Source organism: Pseudomonas sp. P110(2024), from assembly GCF_057480795.1.
This window is the reverse complement of record NZ_JBLIYT010000005.1, coordinates 94,884-112,966: the sequence shown is the minus strand read 5'-3', so window position 1 is coordinate 112,966 and position 18,083 is coordinate 94,884. Positions and strand designations below refer to the sequence as shown.

The following is an 18,083-nucleotide window of genomic DNA, read 5'->3' as shown; positions in this document are numbered from 1 at the left end:
TTATGGTGTGAAAGATGCAAATAATTATCATCTAGATTGGCGTGCGTCAAAGCAAGCCGTCTGGAATGCACCACGCTCAGGGAGAGGTACCGTGGACAACGGAACGTTCGCGCTTCGTCAGCAGCTGCACCAGCTGTATCAGGATCATCACGGCTGGTTGTGCGACCTGCTGCGGCGCAAGCTCGGCAACTCGGTGGATGCGGCGGACCTGGCCCACGACATCTACCTGCACCTGATGAACAAGGGCCAGGTGCCCAGCGCCGAGCAGTCGCGCTGCCACCTCACGCAGATCGCCAACGGCAAGGTCATCGACCTGTACCGCCGTCGCCAGCGCGAAACACGCTACCTCGAAGACCATGGCCAGCAGCCCGAGCCGTGGGTGCCCTCTGAGGAGACGCGGGCGTTGGTGATCGAGGCCCTGGGGGCGATCGACAGGGCCCTGCAGCGGCACTCGCCCAAGGCGCGCCAGGCCCTGTTGCTGTGCCGCCTCGACGGCATGGCCCACCGCGCCATCGCTGACGAGCTGCGGGTCTCGGTGTCCTCGGTGGAAAAGTACATCGCCGCCGGCCTGCGCACCTGCAGGCGCTATCGGCTGGGCGGCGCCTGAGGGCGCGCAGATTTTCTTGCGGGTTTGCCCGCCTCGTGCGGAATACAGGTTGAGAAGGACATGCGGGCAGGGCGCCTCAGGGACGGCCCGGCTCGCGCCTCGTGCTGAAAAGGAGCATTCATGAGTGTTGAACAAGGGGTGGCGGACCCGTCCGCCCGTGGACCGGTCGCCGCGGTGCTTGCACCGATACGCGGCCGATTGATCGTCGCCGGGCTGCTCGCTGCCCTGGGCGCCATGCTGACCCTGGCGCCGCTGGCGGCCATCGCCGAAGTCGCCCGCCTGGCCCTGGCCGGCGGGCAGGGCCTCGACCAGGCCTGGCCGGTCATCGCCATGGGGCTGGGTTGCCTGTTCGCCGGCATGGCGCTGATCTCGCTGGGCGATCTGGTCGCGCACCTGGCCGACAACCACATCACCGGCACGCTGCGCCTGGCGATCATCCGCCGCCTGGCACGGGTGCCCCTGGGCTGGTTCACCAGCCGCGCCTCGGGCGAGGTCAAGCAGGCCATGCAGGACGATATCGGCATCCTGCACAGCCTCACCGCGCACTTCTATACCACCCTGGGGCGCAGCGTCGGGGCGGTGCTGGCCTCGATCGTCTACCTGTTCGCCATGGACTGGCGCATGGCGATCGTGTCGATGCTGCCGTTCCCGCTGTTCTTCCTGTTCTTCGCCCGCGCCCACCAGGCCAGCGCCCGCAACATGCAGGCCTTCGGTGCAGGCATGGTGCGGATCAACCAGGCGGTGGTCGAGTTCGTCAACGGCATCCCGGTGGTCAAGGCCTTCGGTGGCCAGCGCAAGGCCCATGGCAGCTACCGCGAGGCGGTGGACGCCTTCGCCGCGGCCTTCACCGACTTCACCCGGCCACTGGTCAGCGCCATGGCCAACGCCAACGCAATGATCGCCCCGGTGTCGGTGCTTGGCGTGGTGCTGGCGTTCGGCACGCTGTTCGTCGGCCTGGGCTGGATCACCCCGGTGCAGGTGCTGCCGTTCGCCCTGGTGGCGCCGGGCATCTGCGCGCCGCTGCTGTTGCTGGCCTATATCACCCACGACCTGAACAACGCCACCGGCGCCGCCCAGCGTGTGCAGACGCTGCTGCGCACGCCGCTGCTGGAGACCGACGGCCAGGGCGCCGGCAAGCTGCCGGCCGATGCACGGATCGAAGTGCAGGGTCTGGGCTATCACTACGACCCGCGCAATCCGGTGCTGAGCGAGGTGTCGTTCACCCTCGAGCCTGGCACGGTGACCGCGGTGGTCGGCGCCTCGGGCGCCGGCAAGTCGACCCTGGCGCGCCTGCTGCTGCGCTTCTTCGACCCCAGCGCCGGGCGCATCACCCTGGGCGGCGTCGACCTGCGCCAGATCGACAGCGCCCAGCTGTACCGGCGTATCGGCTTCGTTCTGCAGGATGTGCGCCTGATCCATGCCAGCGTGCGCGAGAACATTGCCCTGGGCCGGCCTTCGGCGAGCCAGGAGCAGATCGAGGCGGCGGCACGGATCGCCAATATCCACGAGCGCATCCTTGCCCAACCGCGTGGCTACGACGCGGTAATCGGCGAGGACGTGCAGTTCTCCGGCGGCGAGCTGCAGCGGCTGAGCATCGCCCGCGCGGTGCTGCTCGACCCGCCGGTGCTGGTGCTTGACGAAGCCACCGCGGCAGCCGACGCCGAGAACGAAGTCAAGCTGCAACAGTCGCTGTCGCGCTTCGCCCAGGGCCGCACGCTGCTGGTGATCGCCCACCGCCTGGACACGGTGATGCACGCCGACCAGATCCTGGTGCTGGACCAGGGCACGGTCGCCGAGCGCGGCAATCACAACGAACTGCTGGCTCGGCGCGGCCTGTACGCCCGCTTGTGGGCTGCCGGGGGTTATGCGAAGGCGCGGGCGACCGCGCAGGTGGAGGAGCGCTGATCATGCTGGGGATTTTCGTTCGACTGCTCGGCGCCGATGCCGTGTTCCTGCGCCGCTACCTGCGCCTGGCGCTGGTGTATGGCGTGCTCTGCGGGCTGACCATCGTCACCTTGGTGCCGATCCTGCGCCACCTGCTGGGCAACCAGCTGGAGGCTGCCGGCCAATGGCTGGCGCTACTGGCCCTGGGCGTGGTGGTGTGCTGGTACCTGCGCCGGCGGGTGGAGAAGGCCGGCATCGCCGTCGGCATCGCGGTGCTGCGCGGTGGCCGCCAGCGCCTGGGCGAGCATGTCGGCACGCTGCCGGTGGGCTGGTTCAGCGCCGCCAACACCGCACGCCTGAGCCACGTCACCACCCAAGGCATGATGGAGATCGCGCAACTGCCGGCCCATGTGTTCACACCGCTGTTCACCGGGGTGGTGACGCCGCTGGTGATCCTCGTCGCGCTGTTGCTGGTCGACCTGCGCCTGGGCCTGGTGGCCCTGGTCAGCCTGCCGCTGCTGGCGCTGGTGATGCTGGCGACCATGCGCCTGGGCCAGCGCGCCGACCAGCGCTACCAGCGCGACACTGCGCAGACCAGCCAGCGCATGGTCGAGTTCGCCCAGGCACAGTCGGTGCTGCGCGCCTTCAATGGCGAGCAGGGCGGCACGCGTTTCCTGGAGCAGGCCGTGGCCCAGCAACAGCAGGCGGCGCGCAAGCTGATCCAACTTTCGGCGCTGTCGTCGGTGCTCAATGTCTGGGCGGTGCAGGCCAGCTTCGCCGCCTTGCTGGTGGTCGCCACGCTGTGGCTCGGCGAGCAGGCCGGTGCAGCCTTCGACAGCGCGGCGGTGATCGCCACCCTGGTCGCGCTGGTACTGGCGACCCGCTTCATCGACCCGTTGCTGGATGTGGCCGGCTACAGCGAGGTGCTGCGCGGCAGCCGTGGCCAGTTGCAGGCGGTGGCCGAGCTGCTGGCCGTCGAGCCGCTGCCCGAGCCCGCAGCACCGCAGGCGCCGGCCGATGGTTCGGTGCAGCTGGAGCAGGTCGGTTTCCGCTACGGCGATGATCAACCCGAAGTGCTGCGCGAGGTCAGCCTGGATATCGCGCCCGGCAGCATGACCGCGCTGGTCGGCGCGTCGGGGTCGGGCAAGACCACCCTGGTACGCCTTATCGCGCGCTTCTTCGATGTCACCCAGGGCCGGGTCAAGGTTGGCGGGGTGGATGTGCGGCAGATGTCCGCCGAACAGCTGGCCGGGCAGATCAGCCAGATCTTCCAGGACGCCTACCTGTTCCAGGGCAGCATCGCCGACAACATCCGCCTCGGCAAACCCGACGCCAGCGAGGCCGAGGTGCTCGAGGCGGCGCGGCTGGCCGGGGTGCAGGAGATCCTCGAACGCCTGCCCGAAGGTTTGCACACGCCGGTGGGCGAGGGCGGTGCACGGCTGTCCGGCGGTGAACGCCAGCGTATCTCGATCGCCCGTGCGTTGATCAAGGACGCGCCGATCCTGCTGATCGACGAGGCCACCGCGGCGCTGGACGCCGAGAACCAGGCGGCCATCGCCGAGGCACTGGCACGGCTGCGCGGCAAGCGCACGCTGATCGTCATTGCCCACCAGCTGTCGACGGTGGCCATGGCCGACCAGATCGTGGTGCTGGACCAAGGGCGCATCCGCGAGCAGGGCGCCCATGCCCAGTTGTCCGCCAAGGGTGGGCTGTACGCGCACTTCCTCGAGCAGCGTCGGGCCGCCAAGGGCTGGCGCATCGGCGAGGCGGCAGGCGATGGAGTGACCGCTTGAGTCGGGTGCTACTGCCAACGCTGTTGTTGCTGCTGTGTGGCGTTTCACTGATGGTCGGGGCCAGCCAGATGTCCTGGTCGGCCTTGTGGTCGGCCAGTGACGATGCCTGGCTGACCCTCACCGCCAGCCGCCTGCCACGCCTGGCGGCGCTGGTGCTGACCGGGGTCGGCCTGTCGATCTGCGGGGTGATCCTGCAGCAGATCGTGCGCAACCGCTTCGTCGAGCCAGCCACCTGCGGCGGACTCGACGCGGCCAAGCTGGGCATCCTGGTGGCCCTGACCGTGCTGCCCGGAGCCGGGGCCAGCGGACGCATGCTGTTCGCCCTGGTGTTCTGCCTGCTGGCAAGCCTGGTGTATGTGGCGATCATCCGCCGCATCCGCTTCACCAACCTGGTGCTGGTGCCGGTGATCGGCCTGATGTACGGCAGCCTGCTCAGCGCCATCGCCGAATTCTACGCCTACCGCCACAACATCCTGCAGAGCATGCAGGGCTGGCTGCTGGGCGACTTCTCGCGGGTGATCGAGGGCAACTACGAGATCATCTACCTGATCCTGCCGATCGTCGTGCTCACCTACCTGTACGCCCAGCGTTTCACCGTGCTCGGCATGGGCGAGGGCATGGCCACCAGCCTCGGGCTCAACTACGCGGCCACCGCCATCCTCGGCCTGGTGCTGGTGGCGGTGACCGTGTCGGCCACGGTCATCACCGTGGGCGCGATCCCCTTCGTCGGCCTGGTGGTGCCGAACCTGGTGGCGCTGCGCTACGGCGAGCACCTCAAGCGCACCCTGCCCATCGTTGCCATGTGCGGCGCGGCGCTGCTGCTGGCCTGCGACATCCTCGGCCGGCTGCTGATCCATCCCTACGAGGTACCCATTGGCCTGACCGCCGGCAGTGTCGGCGGCGTGCTGTTCCTGTTACTGATCCTGCGGAAGTGCAAATGATGCGCCGCGCCGCCTGGTTGTTGCTGCCGGCCCTGGCGCTGGCGTTCCTGTTGCTGGGTTCGGGCCTGGACTTCAGCTACGTGATCCCAAAGCGCCTGGTGCGCCTGGGCGCGATCGTTGTCGCCGGGGTGTGCATCGCCTTGTCCTCGGTGATCTTCCAGACCCTGGCCGGCAACCGCGTGCTGACCCCGGCGATCATGGGCTACGAAGGCATCTACCTGCTGTTCCAGGCCCTGCTGGTGCTGTGGCTGGGCACCGCCAGCGTGGCGCTGCTGGGCGCCCAGGGCAACGCGCTGCTGTCGATCGCGCTGATGCTCGGCTACTCGTGGCTGCTGCAGCGCTGGCTGCTGCGCGAGGGGCGCGGCGATGTCTACCGCCTGTTGCTGCTGGGCCTGGTGCTGACCATGGTGCTGGGCACCTTCACCCAGTTCATCCAGCTCAAGACCAGCCCGGGGGAGTTCTCCATCCTGCAGAGCCTGGGCTACACCAGCTTCAACCGCGCCCAGCCGACCCAGGTGCTGTACTCGGGCCTGCTGGTGGCGGCGGTGGCGCTGCTGGTGGCGCGCGGCACGCGGGTCCTCGACGTGCTGGCGCTGGGGCGCGACCAGGCCATCGCCCTGGGCCTGGACCATGGCCGCTGCCTGCGCCTGCAGATGGCGCTGATCGCCGTGCTGGTGGCGGTGTCCACCAGCCTGGTGGGGCCGACCGCGTTCATGGGTGTGTTCGTCGCCAACATCGCCTACGCCCTGGCGCGCAGCGCCCGGCACCAGGTCACCCTGCCACTGGCCTGCGCCGTGGCCATCGGCATGTTCCTGCTCGCCCAGCTGCTGGTCGAGCACCTGTTCAACTACCGGACCAGCGTGAGCATCCTCGTCAACCTGGTGTGCGGCGCGTACTTCCTCGCGTTGATGGTCCGAACCCGAGGCACCCCATGATCACCCTCGAACACCTGCACAAGGCCTACGGCGAGAAGACCGTGCTCAATGACGTGAGCCTGGCGTTTCCCGCCGGCCAGGTCACTTCGCTGATCGGCCCCAACGGCGCCGGCAAGAGCACCCTGCTGATGTGCATCGCCCGGCTGTTGCCGGCCAATCGCGGGCGGATCCTGCTCGACGGCCAGGACATCGACCGCATAGCCATCGCCGACTACGCCCGCCGCGTGGCCACCCTGCGCCAGGTGCTGGACTTCAACCTGCGCCTGACCGTCGAGGAACTGGTCGCCTTCGGCCGCTTCCCCTACAGCCGTGGCCTGCTGACGGCCGACGACCAGCAGGTGATCGACGAGTCGCTGGATTTCCTGGGGCTGCAGCCTCTGCGCGGGGCTTACCTCGACGAACTCAGCGGCGGCCAGCGGCAAATGGCCTTCCTGGCCATGACCATCGCCCAGCGCACCGAGCTGCTGCTGCTCGACGAGCCGCTGAACAACCTCGACATGAAGCACGCGGTGCAGATCATGCAGGCAATCCGCAGGCTCTGCGACGAGCAGGGGCGCACGGTGATCCTGGTGGTGCACGACATCAACTTCGCCGCCAACTATTCCGACCACATCGTCGCCATGAAAGGCGGCGCCGTGCACAGCCACGGGCCGGTCGCCGAGGTGGTTACCCAGGCCAACCTGCGCGCGCTGTTCGGCCTGGCCTTCGAGATCCTGCCCAGCGCGCACGGTTTCGTCTGCAACTACTTCAACCCATCACTATCGAGAGAGCTGGTATGAACGGAATCTGCAAGATACTGCTGGCCGCCGCCGTGGCGGCCGCGCTGCCCGGCTGCGACCAGGCCCCGCCGGCCCAGGCGCGCGCCGCCAGCGCCGACTACGCCCCGGTGAAGGTCGAGCACGCCCTGGGCACCACGCTGGTCGAACACCAGCCGCAGCGCGTGGTGGCCTTCGACATGAGCGAGCTGGACACCCTCGACCAGCTCGGCGCGCCGGTGGTCGGCATCGCCAAGGACTATGTGGCGGGCTTCCTGGCCAAGTACCGCGACGACCCCAAGGTGGCCGATGTCGGCACCACCATCCAACCCAACCTCGAGCGCCTGCATGCACTCAAGCCCGACCTGATCCTGATCTCGCCGCTGCAGGCGCAGAGCTACCAGGAGCTGAGCCAGATCGCCCCGACGGTGCACTACGACATCGACATGGACAACCGCCAGGGCAACGTCATCGACACCGCCAAGCAGCACCTGCTGACCGTCGGACGGATCCTCGGCAAGGAAGACCGGGCCCGGGAAACCGCCGCGCGCATCGACGCCAAGGTGGCCCAGGTGCGCCAGGTGACCGACGGGCGTCCGGAGAAGGCGCTGATAGTGCTGCACAACAACGGCGCGTTCACCGCCTATGGTGTGCGCTCACGCTACGGCTTCATCTTCGACACTCTCGGGGTCAAGCCGGCCAGTGACGACATGCAGGCCGGCCTGCACGGGCAGCCGATTTCCAACGAGTTCATTCACCAGGCCGACCCTGACATCCTCTACGTGATCGACCGCACCGCAGTGATGGAGCGCCGGGCCGCGCTGGACCGCGAGACCCTGGACAACCCGCTGCTGCGCCAGACCAAGGCGTGGAAGAACGGCCATGTGGTGTTCGTCGATCCACAGACCTGGTACCTGTGCACCGCCAGCGTGACCTGCCTGGAGCGGGTGGCGGACGAGGTGGTGAAGGGGTATCAGGGCTAATCCTGCATTCAGGTCATACGTAATTCCTGTGGGAGCGGCCTTGCGTCGCGAAAGGGGCGCGCAGCGGCCCCAGATTCCGAAACACCATCAAAATTGCTGGGGCTGCTGCGCAGCCCTTTCGCGACGCAAGGCCGCTCCCACAGAGACAGCAGTTCCCTGCAAGACAGCGAAGCCCCAAAGGGCTGGCCGATCTCCTACACGAAATGGGTTGCTCAGCCGATAGTGGCCAAATGACTGTAATTTCTGTTGAGGGATTCGCCGACTCGTACGGAATGACTAATGAGAAACATTACCATTTCGTCCCGAAAGGAATACTTCATGTCTCCACTGCAACATCCCCAGGCCCCGAACCTGCCCCGCAGGGCCTTGCGCATGGCCGTGCTGCTGGGCGTGGCCGCCATCGCCGGCAACGCCTTCGCGCAACCGCCACGTTCCAGCACCCCGGCGCAGCAACAGACCCCCGATGTGAAGGAGGAGGGCCTGACCCTGCCGGAAACGTTGGTACAGGACACCCGTGATTCGCTGGGCGCTCCACCACCGGAATATGCCGGTGGCCAGGTCGGTTCGGGCAGCCGGCTCGGGCTGATGGGCAACAAGGACTTCAGCGAAACGCCGTTCAACGCCATCAGCTACACCAAGGAATACATCGAGAACCGCCAGGCCCAGGACATCGGCTCGGTGATCGGCGCCACCGATCCGTCGGTGTACGTGCCGAGCAAGCGCGGCATCTTCGAGACCTTCTTCATCCGAGGCCTCTACAGCACCGGCAACGACATCACCTTCAACGGCCTGCCGAGCATGGCGCCGAACATGCGCGGCTCCACCGAGCTCGCCGAGCGCATCGAAGTGCTCAAGGGCCCGTCGGCGCTGCTCAACGGCATGCCGCCTGACGGCAGCGTCGGCGGCAGCATCAACATCGTGCCCAAGCGTGCCGGCGACGAGCCCCTGGCCCGGCTGACCGCCTCGTACGAGTCCGATGGCCTGGCCGGCATGCATGCCGATATCGGCCGCCGCTTCGGCGACCAGAAGCAGTTCGGCGTGCGCTTCAACGGCGTCTACCGCGACGGCGACACCCCCGTGGACGACCAGCAGCACCGCATGCAGCTGTCGTCGCTGGCCCTGGACTGGCGCGGCGAGCGGGCGAGGGCGTCGCTGGACTACTACCACCAGCGCGAGCGCATGGACGGGGTCAACTATTTTGGCATCTCCTCAATCAGCCCCGGGGTGACCCACCTGCCCAAGGCCAAGAAGGGCGATCATTCGCTGGCCCCGGAGTGGGGCTATACCGTCAACGACACCGACACCGTGGTGCTGCGCGGTGAGTACGACCTCAACGATTCGCTCACCGCATTCGCCGGCTGGGGCCACAGGGAAGGGGGCTACAACGCGCTGATGACCAGCGGCATGCTGCTCAATGATGCCGGCGACATCTCCGCCACGCCGATCCGCTCGGCCCGCGATGGCGAGCAGAAGTCCGGCGAAGTTGGCCTGCGCGGGCGTTTCGCCACCGGGCCCGTGGATCACGCCTGGTCGCTGGCGGCCACCCGCTACGACTCCGAGAACAGCTTCAAGGACAAGCGCCTGTCGTCGACCATCCGCACCAACTACTACAACCTGGACTACGGCCCGCGCCCGGAGATCGGCGAGTACGGCAACGTCACCTCACGCATGCGTGCCCGGCTGAGCAGCGAAGCCTTGCTCGACACCCTGTCGTTCCTCGATGACAAGGTGCAGTGGACCGTCGGTGCACGCCACCAGAACGTGCGCGCGTCGAACTACAACGGCAACCACCAGCGCACCTCCAAGCCCTACGATGAAAGCCGGGTATCGCCGGCCACGGCCCTGCTGGTCAAGGTCACCGACGAGCTGTCGCTGTACGGCAACTACATCGAAGGCCTGAGCCAGGGCGGTATCGCGCCGGACAACGCGCGAAACGCGGGTGCGATCATGGCGCCGTACCAGACCAAGCAGTACGAACTGGGCGCCAAGCTCGACCTGGGCACCTTCGCGCACACGGTCAGTGTCTATCAGGTGAAGAAACCAAGCGCCTATACCGACCCGGTCACGCAGGTCTACGGCGTGTACGGCGAGCAGCGCAACCGTGGCCTGGAATGGTCGTTCTTCGGCGAGCTCGAGCCGGGGCTGCGCCTGCTGGGCGGAGCGTCCTACACCAAGGCCGAGCTGACGAAATCGATACGCAAGGAGAACGAAGGCAACCAGGCCACGGGCGTGCCCAAGGTGCTGGCCAAGCTCGGCGTCGAGTACGACCTGCGTGAGCTTCCGGGCTTGACCCTGACCGGCAACGCCAACTATGCCGGCCGGCGCTACGCCACCGATGCCAACAACCTGTCGCTGCCGTCCTACACGATCTTCGACCTGGGCGCCCGCTACAGCCTGAAGATCTCGGACAAGCCGGTGACCTTCCGCGCCACCGTGCAGAACGTGGCCAACAAGGCCTACTGGATCGGTTCGTGGAATGGCGGCGATGGCAGTGGCCTGTCCGGTGGGCTGGGCACGCCGCGGTCGGTGTTGTTCTCTACCTCGGTGGACTTCTAGCCAGACCAGCGCTGGCTGCGTGGGAGGGATGGTGCACCAATGCGACTTGCCCCCTGATCACCGGCCAGCCGGTGCCAGATTCACACCGCGTCCGGATATGCCTCACGCAGGCTGTCACCCAACCAACCCATGAACCACAACGCATCGGCACTCGGCGGCTGCGCTGGCGTCAGCAACTGGTAGCTTTCCAGCGCCACGGCTTGTTCCACGCAGCGCACCAGGCTGCCTTCGCGCAGCTCACGCCCCACCAGTACCTCGGTGGCCAGGGCAACGCCGTGACCGCGTTGGGCCAGGTTCAGCACGATATCGTTGCTGATGTGCGAAGTGTCGGCCTTGACCCGTACCCTCAGGCCATTGGCGGCGAACCAGCTGTTCCACCAGGTGCCGTCATCGACATGGATCAGCCTGCATCCGGGCAAGTTCGCAGCGCTTAGTCTCGCAGGCAACTGCGCGAGGTAGCTCGGCGCGCAGACGGCGAACACCTTCGGGCGGATCAACACCTCGCGTACCCCGCTCAGCTCACCCGGCAGACCGAAGGCGATGCCCAGGTCCGCCTGGCGCGCATCCACGCTGGTAAAGGTGGCATTAGGCTCGATGGCGATCCTCAGGTCCGGGCGCAGGCTGCGCAGGGCGTCGATGCGCGGTGTCAGCCAGCGCGAGGCGAACGCCGGCACGCAGAGGATCCGTAGCCAGCGCTCGTCTCCCCGTTGTGCCAGGCGCGCACCGGCATCAGCGAGGATCTGCAGTGCTTCGGCTGCGGCCTTGTAGTAATGGGCGCCGGGCAGGGTGAGGCTCACGCCGCGGGGGGAGCGCTCAAGCAGGCGCACGCCCAGCCAGGCCTCGAGGTTCTTTACATGCCGACCGATCGCCGGCTGGGTCACGTGCAACGCCTGGGAGGCGGCGACATAGCTACCCAGGCGGGCGGCGGCCTCGAAAGCACGCACGGCGTTGAGCGGGGGCAGGCGGTCTTCGGCCATGGACACGCTCCTGGCTGTTAGTTTTTTTAATAGTGAAGGCAAATTTATTGTGCTTTTCCCGCCCGTTCAAGTTGCCGACACTCGGGGCAGCGTATTTCCGCGCTTTACGAGGAGCCCTCCGATGCGGCCAACAACAATAAAGAAGTCGTTCAACGGTCTTTCCATCCTGGCCCTGACGCTCGCCGCCCTGGCGGGTGTGGCGCAGGCGGCCGACAACAAGGGGGCCTGCGGCGTGCCAGGGCTTGAACCCTGTCCGCAGCCGTTCGACAAGGTGCTGCCGGCTGCCAGGGATATGCTCACCTGGGACCAGGCCACCCGGGTCGTGGGCTTTCGCAACACTTACCGCCTCTACGGTGGCGATGTCTTCGCCCCGAACGGCGCCACGCCATTTCCCTTGCCGCAGGCCAGCCACGCGCTGACCGACGTGCAGTATCAGTTGGGCGGCAAGACGCACAACCTGGCGCAGTACCTGGCCAACCAGAGCGTGACCGGCCTGCTGGTGCTCAAGGACGGCAAGATCGCCTACGAATACTACGGCAAGGGCAACACGCCACAGACCTTGTGGACGTCCCGATCGGTGGCCAAGTCGGTGGTCAGCGTGCTGGTTGGCATCGCCGTCAAGGAAGGCAAGATCCAGTCGCTGGACGACAGAATCAGCCGCTACGTTCCGGAACTGGAGGGTTCCGAATGGCAGGACGTGACCTTGCACCAGCTGTTGCAACACACCTCGGGCGTAATCTGGGACGAGAACTACGCCTCCAAGGATTCGGACTTTTCGCACATGACCCAGTGCGAGGCCACTGCTGATCCCTATCACTGCGTGCTCGAACTGGTGAGGTCGGTCAAGCGCAAGCCCGGGGTCAAGCCGGGTGAGGTCTGGTCGTACAACACCGGTGGCGCCTGGCTGGTCGGTCGGGTGTTGGAGAATGCCACCGGCATGACCATCGCCGAGTATCTGCAAACTCGGGTGTGGAGCCGCTACGGCATGCAACAGGCCGGCGTCTGGCACGCCCTGGTGCCGGGCAAGGTGGATATGGGCGGCCACGGTTTCAATGCCACGCTGCGCGACTGGGGGCGCTTCGGCCAGTTTGTGCAGAGCGGCGGCCAGCTGCCGGATGGCGAAAAGCTGCTCCCGGACGACTGGGTAGCACGTTCGACCCACTGGACCCAAGCCAAGGGATCGGTGACGGCCGCAGCGCCCAACGGCCAGTACGGCTACCAGTGGTGGTACAACGCCCCGGCCCCGGACAGCGATGCCGAGCCCAAGCGCACCGCCAACAGCGACAAGACCTTTTGGGCGCTGGGCATCTTCGGCCAGAGCATCGCCATCAACCCGGCGGAGCATCTGGTGGTGGTGCAGTGGTCGACCTGGAAGAACGCCGAGAGCCCCGGCTCGCTGTATGACGAGCAGGCGGTGTTCGTCAACGCAGTGGCCAAGGCGCTGAGCCAGTAGCAGCGGGCGAGGGCAGGGCGCCGGCAAGCGCCTGCCCAGTCACACGCGAAACCGCGACACGCTCGCCTGCATGCCCTGGGCGATTTCGCCCAGGCGCTGCGCCGCCGACGCCAGCTGCCGCGTGGTGTCGGTGCTGTCCCTGGACATGCGGGCGATCAGCTCGACCTGTTGCGCGACATCCTGGCTGGCCCGGGTCTGCTCACCGATGGTCTGCGAGATTTCCTCGACAACCGACGCGGCGCGGCGGGCGCCTTCACGAATCTGTTGGATCGACGCCCCCGCCTGGGTGGCCAGCTCCACGCCGGCGCGGACCCGGGTGACGCCAGTCTGCATGCTGTCGACGGCGTTGCCCGTGCTATGTCGGATGCGTTCGATCATGCCGGTGATCTCTCGGGTCGACTGCGCCGTGCGCCCGGCCAAGCCGCGTACTTCGTCGGCGACCACGGCAAAGCCGCGCCCGGCCTCGCCGGCACGGGCGGCTTCGATGGCCGCGTTCAAAGCCAGCAGGTTGGTCTGCTCGGCGATGGTGTTGATCACCTGGATGATCGAGTGGATTTCTTCCGAGCTTTGCCCCAGCACGGTGATGGTTTCAGAGGAGCGGTTGACCGCTTCGTCGATCCCCTGCATGCCGCCGACCACGTTGAGGATGACCTCGCCGCCGTCGCTAGCCAGGCGCTCGGACTGCCCGGAGATAGCCTGCGCATCGCGGGCGTGGTCGGCGATCCGCGCCAGGTTGGCGATCATCTGCTCGGTGGCCGAGGCCATGCTCACGGCGCTGTCGGACTGCTGGCTGGTGCGTTGTACCAGGCTGCTGGAAGCCTGGCCCAGTTCATCGGCCACTTCACGCAGCAGCAAGTTCTCTTCATGGATGGCCTTGATCATGTTGCCCAGGCTGTCGCGCATGTCGGCCAACGATCGCAGCAGGTGCCCGGTCTCGTCGCGGTCATGGACCTGGATCTGGGTGGTGAGGTCGCCTTGGGCGATGCGTTCGGCCACCGCCATGGTCTGGCTCAAGGGGCGCAGGATCGAGCGCAATAGCAGGAAAGTGCACAGCGCCAGCACCAAGGCGGCCAGGACCATCCCGCCGACCAGCACGGCGACGCCCTGGTGCAGGGTGGCGGTGCTCTGCTCGCGGCTCTTGTCGGCGTTGCCGGCGATCAGGTCGCTGAGGGTGCTGTTGCGCTGCTCCAGCTCCTTGAACGCCGCGACGAAGGCCGGCAATTGTGCCTGGGCCTGCTCGGGTGACTGCAATGCCAGCTGGATGATTGAGGTGGCACTGGCGATATAGTGGTCGAGGAGGGGGCCCAGCTCGCTGATAGCCTGGTGCAGATCGCTATCCAGAGGCAGTTCGAGGTTGCTCTGCACGACACTGCGGAACCATTTGGCGTGCTCGTCGAGGTCGGCCAGCACCTGGTTGGCGGTGTCCGTGTCGCCCGGCTTGACCAGCAGGGCGGCCAGCACGTCGGCGCGCAGCGCGTCGTGCATCATGTCGCCTTCCATGTGATTGCGTAGGGCGGCCATGCTGGCCTCGCTGCGCTTGAGTGCCTGGTTCTGGTCATGCTCGGCGAGCAGGCCGCTACCGCCGAGCAACAGCGCGGCGAGGATGCTGACCAGACCGAACCCGATGGTTTTCTGGCGAATGTCCATTTTCGAACAGGCTCCGTGGGGTAGGTCAGGTGAGCATAGATGGTTGGAGGTATTTCGGCGGCCGGAACAGGTCTGTGGAGGCGGGTAGGCAGTAGGCTCATGTCATGGTTTCAGAATCTCCTGGACTTATGCATATAACTCAACTAAATGAATATTTAGTTGAGTTATATTTTATAGTTATCAAAAGGCTGGGCAGGGCGCAGGGCGAGTTGCAGGAATCTATCAAGCGTGTGAAGTTCTCGCCCAACTCACTTAGCCTGGCAAAAACATCAAAGGAATGAGACACCTCCATGCATCGATTCACCGTGTTACCGCTGTTGCTTGCCCCAATGATTGCCTGGGGCGACTGCACGCAGCACCTGCAAACCTGGGCCCAGGACCTGCATCCGACCTTGGAGTTCGCCAGCGAATTTGCGGTCTGCAAGGTCAATCCGGCAGACGCCAGTCAGGTGCTGGCAGCCTTGCCGTTGATGGTGAACGTCGATGAACACGGGCAAGGCGATTACGGCCTGGATGTGCTGGTGGCCGATGCCGCCAGCGGCAAGGTCATAGCCCACAGCTACCAGGAGGCTGCGATCGTCTCCGACGCGGTGCAGTTTTCAGGCCTGATGCTGGACACGGCGCGTTATCAGGTTGCGCCTGGGCTGCGGGCATTTGGCGTGCGCATTCGTCACACAGGCTCGTCGCGGGTCAATCCGTTCGGCAGCGAAACCCTGAGTCTCTTTGTGAACGACGGTTCGCAGTTGCGTCAGATCATGGAGCAGTTGGTTGTAAGCAAGAGCAATGGCGAATGGGACGGTGTCTGCGCTGGTGAATTCGACGATACAAAGCGGACACTGGCGATTAGCAAACCTGGCAAGGATGGTTTCAGCAGGTTGCGGGTTACCGAGATCTCGACCGGAAGTCAGAGCGTTGTTAAAGGTGATGATGACTGTGAGGAAATCGAGGGCAGTTCAACGACGAAGACGTTCAACCTGGAGTATCACGGCGGTCGGTATGGGGTGCCGAAGGAATTGACGTTCCAATGAGCTGGATTGGAGGACGGGGCTTTGATGGAGGCTGAAATCTGGCCTCCCTCTGGGCATGACGCTCAATACGAATCTACGCATAATGTATATTATGTTAAATTGAATATTATGAGAGGTGACCTCCTGGGTCGATCACCTGTGGTTTGCGTCTGCCAGATCACGCTCGAGCCACCGGCGCCATCTCGACAACTGCGCAACGCCCCTTCGTCAGTGCTGCACGTCTTCCCAGTATTCCGTGTGCACAAGCTGCCCGTTCTGCGGCCCCGTGTAAGTGCCTGCGGCTTCTCTTGCACGCTATTTGATCGTGCATCTTCGCACCGGAACCACCCATGATTCTCGCCACTGACCACATGCTGACTGCGACCAGGCATGCACATGCGAGCGACGATACAAGAAATCTGCCATTGGCCGTCTGAGCCAAAGCCGTGGACACACGGAATGTCTGGTTGTGAACCCTATGTAACTACTTCTGGGGCATCACAGGAGGAGCGCGATTGCACTCCCTCTGCTCTCGTACCGCCAAATCCGGCTGAAAAATCTACAAGCTCGATCAACGATAAGCACTGTTACGTTAAGACCTAGCTCGTGCCTCGAATTCGTCCCGCAGAGCGAGTATGTCTTCACGTGCTGCATTGCGGTTTGCCACCAGTGGGCGGATTCGTGTCCACTGGCCTAGTTCAATAACGGCACATGCGTCGCCATACCTTGGCGCCTCGATGTGTTCAGGCAGTTTGGAGCGACCCACGATTAGCAGAATGAAAGTTGCCAAAATAGTCCGCTGCACAACCTCATCACCGAGTATCCTCTCAAGCAAATGCTCACGATCTGCGCTAGTTGGCGAGTCATCATAAATGATCACGAAGACCGGTAATCCTTCACGGGCCGACCTCTCGACAGCCTCTGCGGTGGATGCCGCCAACCTGTCTCTGAGCACCAGACGAGCCGAGAACTCTTCAGGAAGATCGTTGGGCTGATTCTGAAGTATCCGCAGCATATCAGGGAGCACCGAGCGCTTTCCGAACTCCGTGCTGTGGGCCTCATCAAGATGCGCCGCTATCGAGGCACGGTACACCTCCCCCTTTGTGGTGTGCCATACAAGCTCACTGCCGATAGCCTCAACCCAAACATGGGTGCAGGTGCGGTAAACACCGTTATAGTCCCAGCGAATCCTCACGTAACCGGGCTCCGCCCCCTCGTTGATGAAGACTTGCTGCGCAGTAAGCTTGCCCGTGCTTAGCGTCCTTACAGACCCATAGCAAGCCACCGCCCAGCCCAAGGCATCACGGATCCGCTTCATGTGCTCCCCGTGCGCTGTGAACGTAGGATCTTCGAGAATGTTCATCAACTGGGTCATATCGTCGATTGGCGCAGGATTGGTGATCAACTCTTTGAGCTTTACCAAAGAGGCTCTCAGATCTTGAGCCGTCTGAAACCTGCGGCCAACATTCCACTGTAAAGCCCGGTCGAAAAACGCTCGAATGCCGCTGTTCTCGGCACCGCTAAAGAACGCTTTTACATCCTCCCTCTGATGCGGCAGGCTTCCATCTCCACCTTGGGGGATCGAAGGGTTTCTCCCCGTCAGCAGAAAGAAAAGTATTGCTGAAACGGATGCTAGATCTGTTATACAGCTGCGTTTGTCGACGCTGCCGCCAAATAGTTCTGGTAGCGGATAGAACCGGTTGCCGAGCTGATGACCATCACTTGTGAGAGCCTTTTTCAGCGTGATGTTGCGATTGTAAGCAATGCCGAAGTCTACGAGCACAAGCTGACCATCACCTGAGCTCACCATGATGTTTTCGGGTTTTATATCGCGGTGCAATATTCCCGCAGCGTGAGCTTCCTCCACAATGCTCAACAAATTAAGCGTTAGCTCAATTGCCTCAACGGGGCTGATGCGCTTGTTCCGATCCCGCCATTTTCTCAGCGTCAAACCGTCAATAAATTCGGTCGCGATATATAGCTCGTAAGCGTCATCATCGTGTTTGTGCGTATTGGTTTCTATGATTCTGGGTACGCTCTGACCTTCAAGAGCCTGGTAGGCCTTTACCTCACCATAGCTCCTAGTGCGGCGTTCGTGACCAACACCGCCAATTACCTTAACAAACGCAATTTTTCGATCAGACTTGCGCGCAGCTCGATGCCCAACGCCCTGGCCACCCTCTCCTACTTTTTTATCAAGAACATCCCAACGCTCTTCATATGAGGCAGCATCGATCCAAATGTCATCGGGTGATTCAGCCATGTGTATACTCCTTTTCTGACCACTGCGTCCTTGGGTAAGCGAGGCAACCAGAGCAATTTTCCGGGTGAATAACCATAAAAATGTCGTATTTAGCGACAAATTTCCTGAAAATTTGCACTGCAGCACCTGTACTCCGAACCTGCGCTACTATATCCCTCCATAAGTAGATCGAAAAGACATATGGGCATGTGTAAAAATCAGGCCTGAACGGCCGAAGAGCGTGAGGATGGAAGCCCGTAGGGCCAAGACGCCATAGGTGGCTCGGTGTACGACAGCCGTCCG

The 18,083-nt window shown here is 64.3% G+C and carries 13 protein-coding genes; 10 read left to right on the top strand and 3 right to left on the bottom strand.

Annotation, left to right across the window (positions count from 1 at the left end; genetic code table 11):
• Nucleotides 1–91: 91 nt before the first annotated feature.
• From AC25ND_RS09600 to AC25ND_RS09565, 8 genes are all read left to right on the top strand, one after another.
• Complete coding sequence (locus AC25ND_RS09600) at nt 92–607, top strand: sigma-70 family RNA polymerase sigma factor (RefSeq protein ID WP_028688867.1); 516 nt, start codon at nt 92–94, stop codon at nt 605–607.
• A 120-nt stretch (nt 608–727) separates the two neighbouring features.
• Nucleotides 728–2,512, top strand: a complete 1,785-nt coding sequence (locus AC25ND_RS09595; protein WP_486976268.1) for an ABC transporter ATP-binding protein — start codon at nt 728–730, stop codon at nt 2,510–2,512.
• 2 nt (nt 2,513–2,514) lie between these two features.
• Nucleotides 2,515–4,284: an ABC transporter ATP-binding protein gene (locus AC25ND_RS09590; protein ID WP_486976267.1), complete on the top strand. Its 1,770-nt coding sequence runs from the start codon at nt 2,515–2,517 to the stop codon at nt 4,282–4,284.
• Nucleotides 4,281–5,225 carry an ABC transporter permease gene (locus AC25ND_RS09585; protein WP_081100292.1) on the top strand — a complete coding sequence of 315 codons (945 nt, stop codon included), beginning with the start codon at nt 4,281–4,283 and terminating at the stop codon, nt 5,223–5,225. The genes AC25ND_RS09590 and AC25ND_RS09585 overlap by 4 nt, the downstream gene beginning before the upstream one ends.
• A complete protein-coding gene (locus tag AC25ND_RS09580) occupies nt 5,225–6,160 on the top strand; it encodes an iron chelate uptake ABC transporter family permease subunit (protein ID WP_050705788.1) in 936 nt (311 codons plus the stop codon). Before AC25ND_RS09585 ends, AC25ND_RS09580 begins: the two co-directional genes overlap by 1 nt.
• The gene (locus AC25ND_RS09575) at nt 6,157–6,939 is read left to right on the top strand and encodes an iron ABC transporter ATP-binding protein (RefSeq protein ID WP_182324346.1); all 783 of its coding nucleotides are present in this window, start codon (nt 6,157–6,159) and stop codon (nt 6,937–6,939) included. Before AC25ND_RS09580 ends, AC25ND_RS09575 begins: the two co-directional genes overlap by 4 nt.
• Complete coding sequence (locus tag AC25ND_RS09570; RefSeq protein ID WP_486976266.1) at nt 6,936–7,898, top strand: siderophore ABC transporter substrate-binding protein; 963 nt, start codon at nt 6,936–6,938, stop codon at nt 7,896–7,898. The genes AC25ND_RS09575 and AC25ND_RS09570 overlap by 4 nt, the downstream gene beginning before the upstream one ends.
• A gap of 318 nt (nt 7,899–8,216) precedes the next feature.
• Nucleotides 8,217–10,454, top strand: a complete 2,238-nt coding sequence (locus AC25ND_RS09565) for a TonB-dependent receptor (protein WP_486976265.1) — start codon at nt 8,217–8,219, stop codon at nt 10,452–10,454.
• A gap of 80 nt (nt 10,455–10,534) precedes the next feature.
• Here AC25ND_RS09565 and AC25ND_RS09560 read toward each other — a convergent pair whose 3' ends face one another.
• The gene (locus AC25ND_RS09560) at nt 10,535–11,431 is read right to left on the bottom strand and encodes a LysR substrate-binding domain-containing protein (protein WP_028688859.1); all 897 of its coding nucleotides are present in this window, start codon (nt 11,429–11,431) and stop codon (nt 10,535–10,537) included.
• 121 nt (nt 11,432–11,552) lie between these two features.
• Between AC25ND_RS09560 and AC25ND_RS09555 the strand changes: the two genes are divergently transcribed.
• Nucleotides 11,553–12,884: a serine hydrolase domain-containing protein gene (locus tag AC25ND_RS09555; RefSeq protein ID WP_028688858.1), complete on the top strand. Its 1,332-nt coding sequence runs from the start codon at nt 11,553–11,555 to the stop codon at nt 12,882–12,884.
• 39 nt (nt 12,885–12,923) lie between these two features.
• Here the strand turns inward: AC25ND_RS09555 and AC25ND_RS09550 are convergent, their stop codons facing one another.
• Nucleotides 12,924–14,531 (bottom strand): methyl-accepting chemotaxis protein, encoded by a 1,608-nt coding sequence (locus tag AC25ND_RS09550; protein WP_486976264.1) that lies wholly within the window; start codon nt 14,529–14,531, stop codon nt 12,924–12,926.
• 290 nt (nt 14,532–14,821) lie between these two features.
• Between AC25ND_RS09550 and AC25ND_RS09545 the strand changes: the two genes are divergently transcribed.
• Nucleotides 14,822–15,559 carry a PA3715 family protein gene (locus tag AC25ND_RS09545; RefSeq protein ID WP_486976263.1) on the top strand — a complete coding sequence of 246 codons (738 nt, stop codon included), beginning with the start codon at nt 14,822–14,824 and terminating at the stop codon, nt 15,557–15,559.
• Between the two features lie 571 nt (nt 15,560–16,130).
• On the opposite strand, the gene AC25ND_RS09540 is transcribed toward AC25ND_RS09545, so the two are convergent.
• Nucleotides 16,131–17,801 (bottom strand): serine/threonine-protein kinase, encoded by a 1,671-nt coding sequence (locus tag AC25ND_RS09540; protein ID WP_062362342.1) that lies wholly within the window; start codon nt 17,799–17,801, stop codon nt 16,131–16,133.
• Nucleotides 17,802–18,083 lie beyond the last annotated feature (282 nt).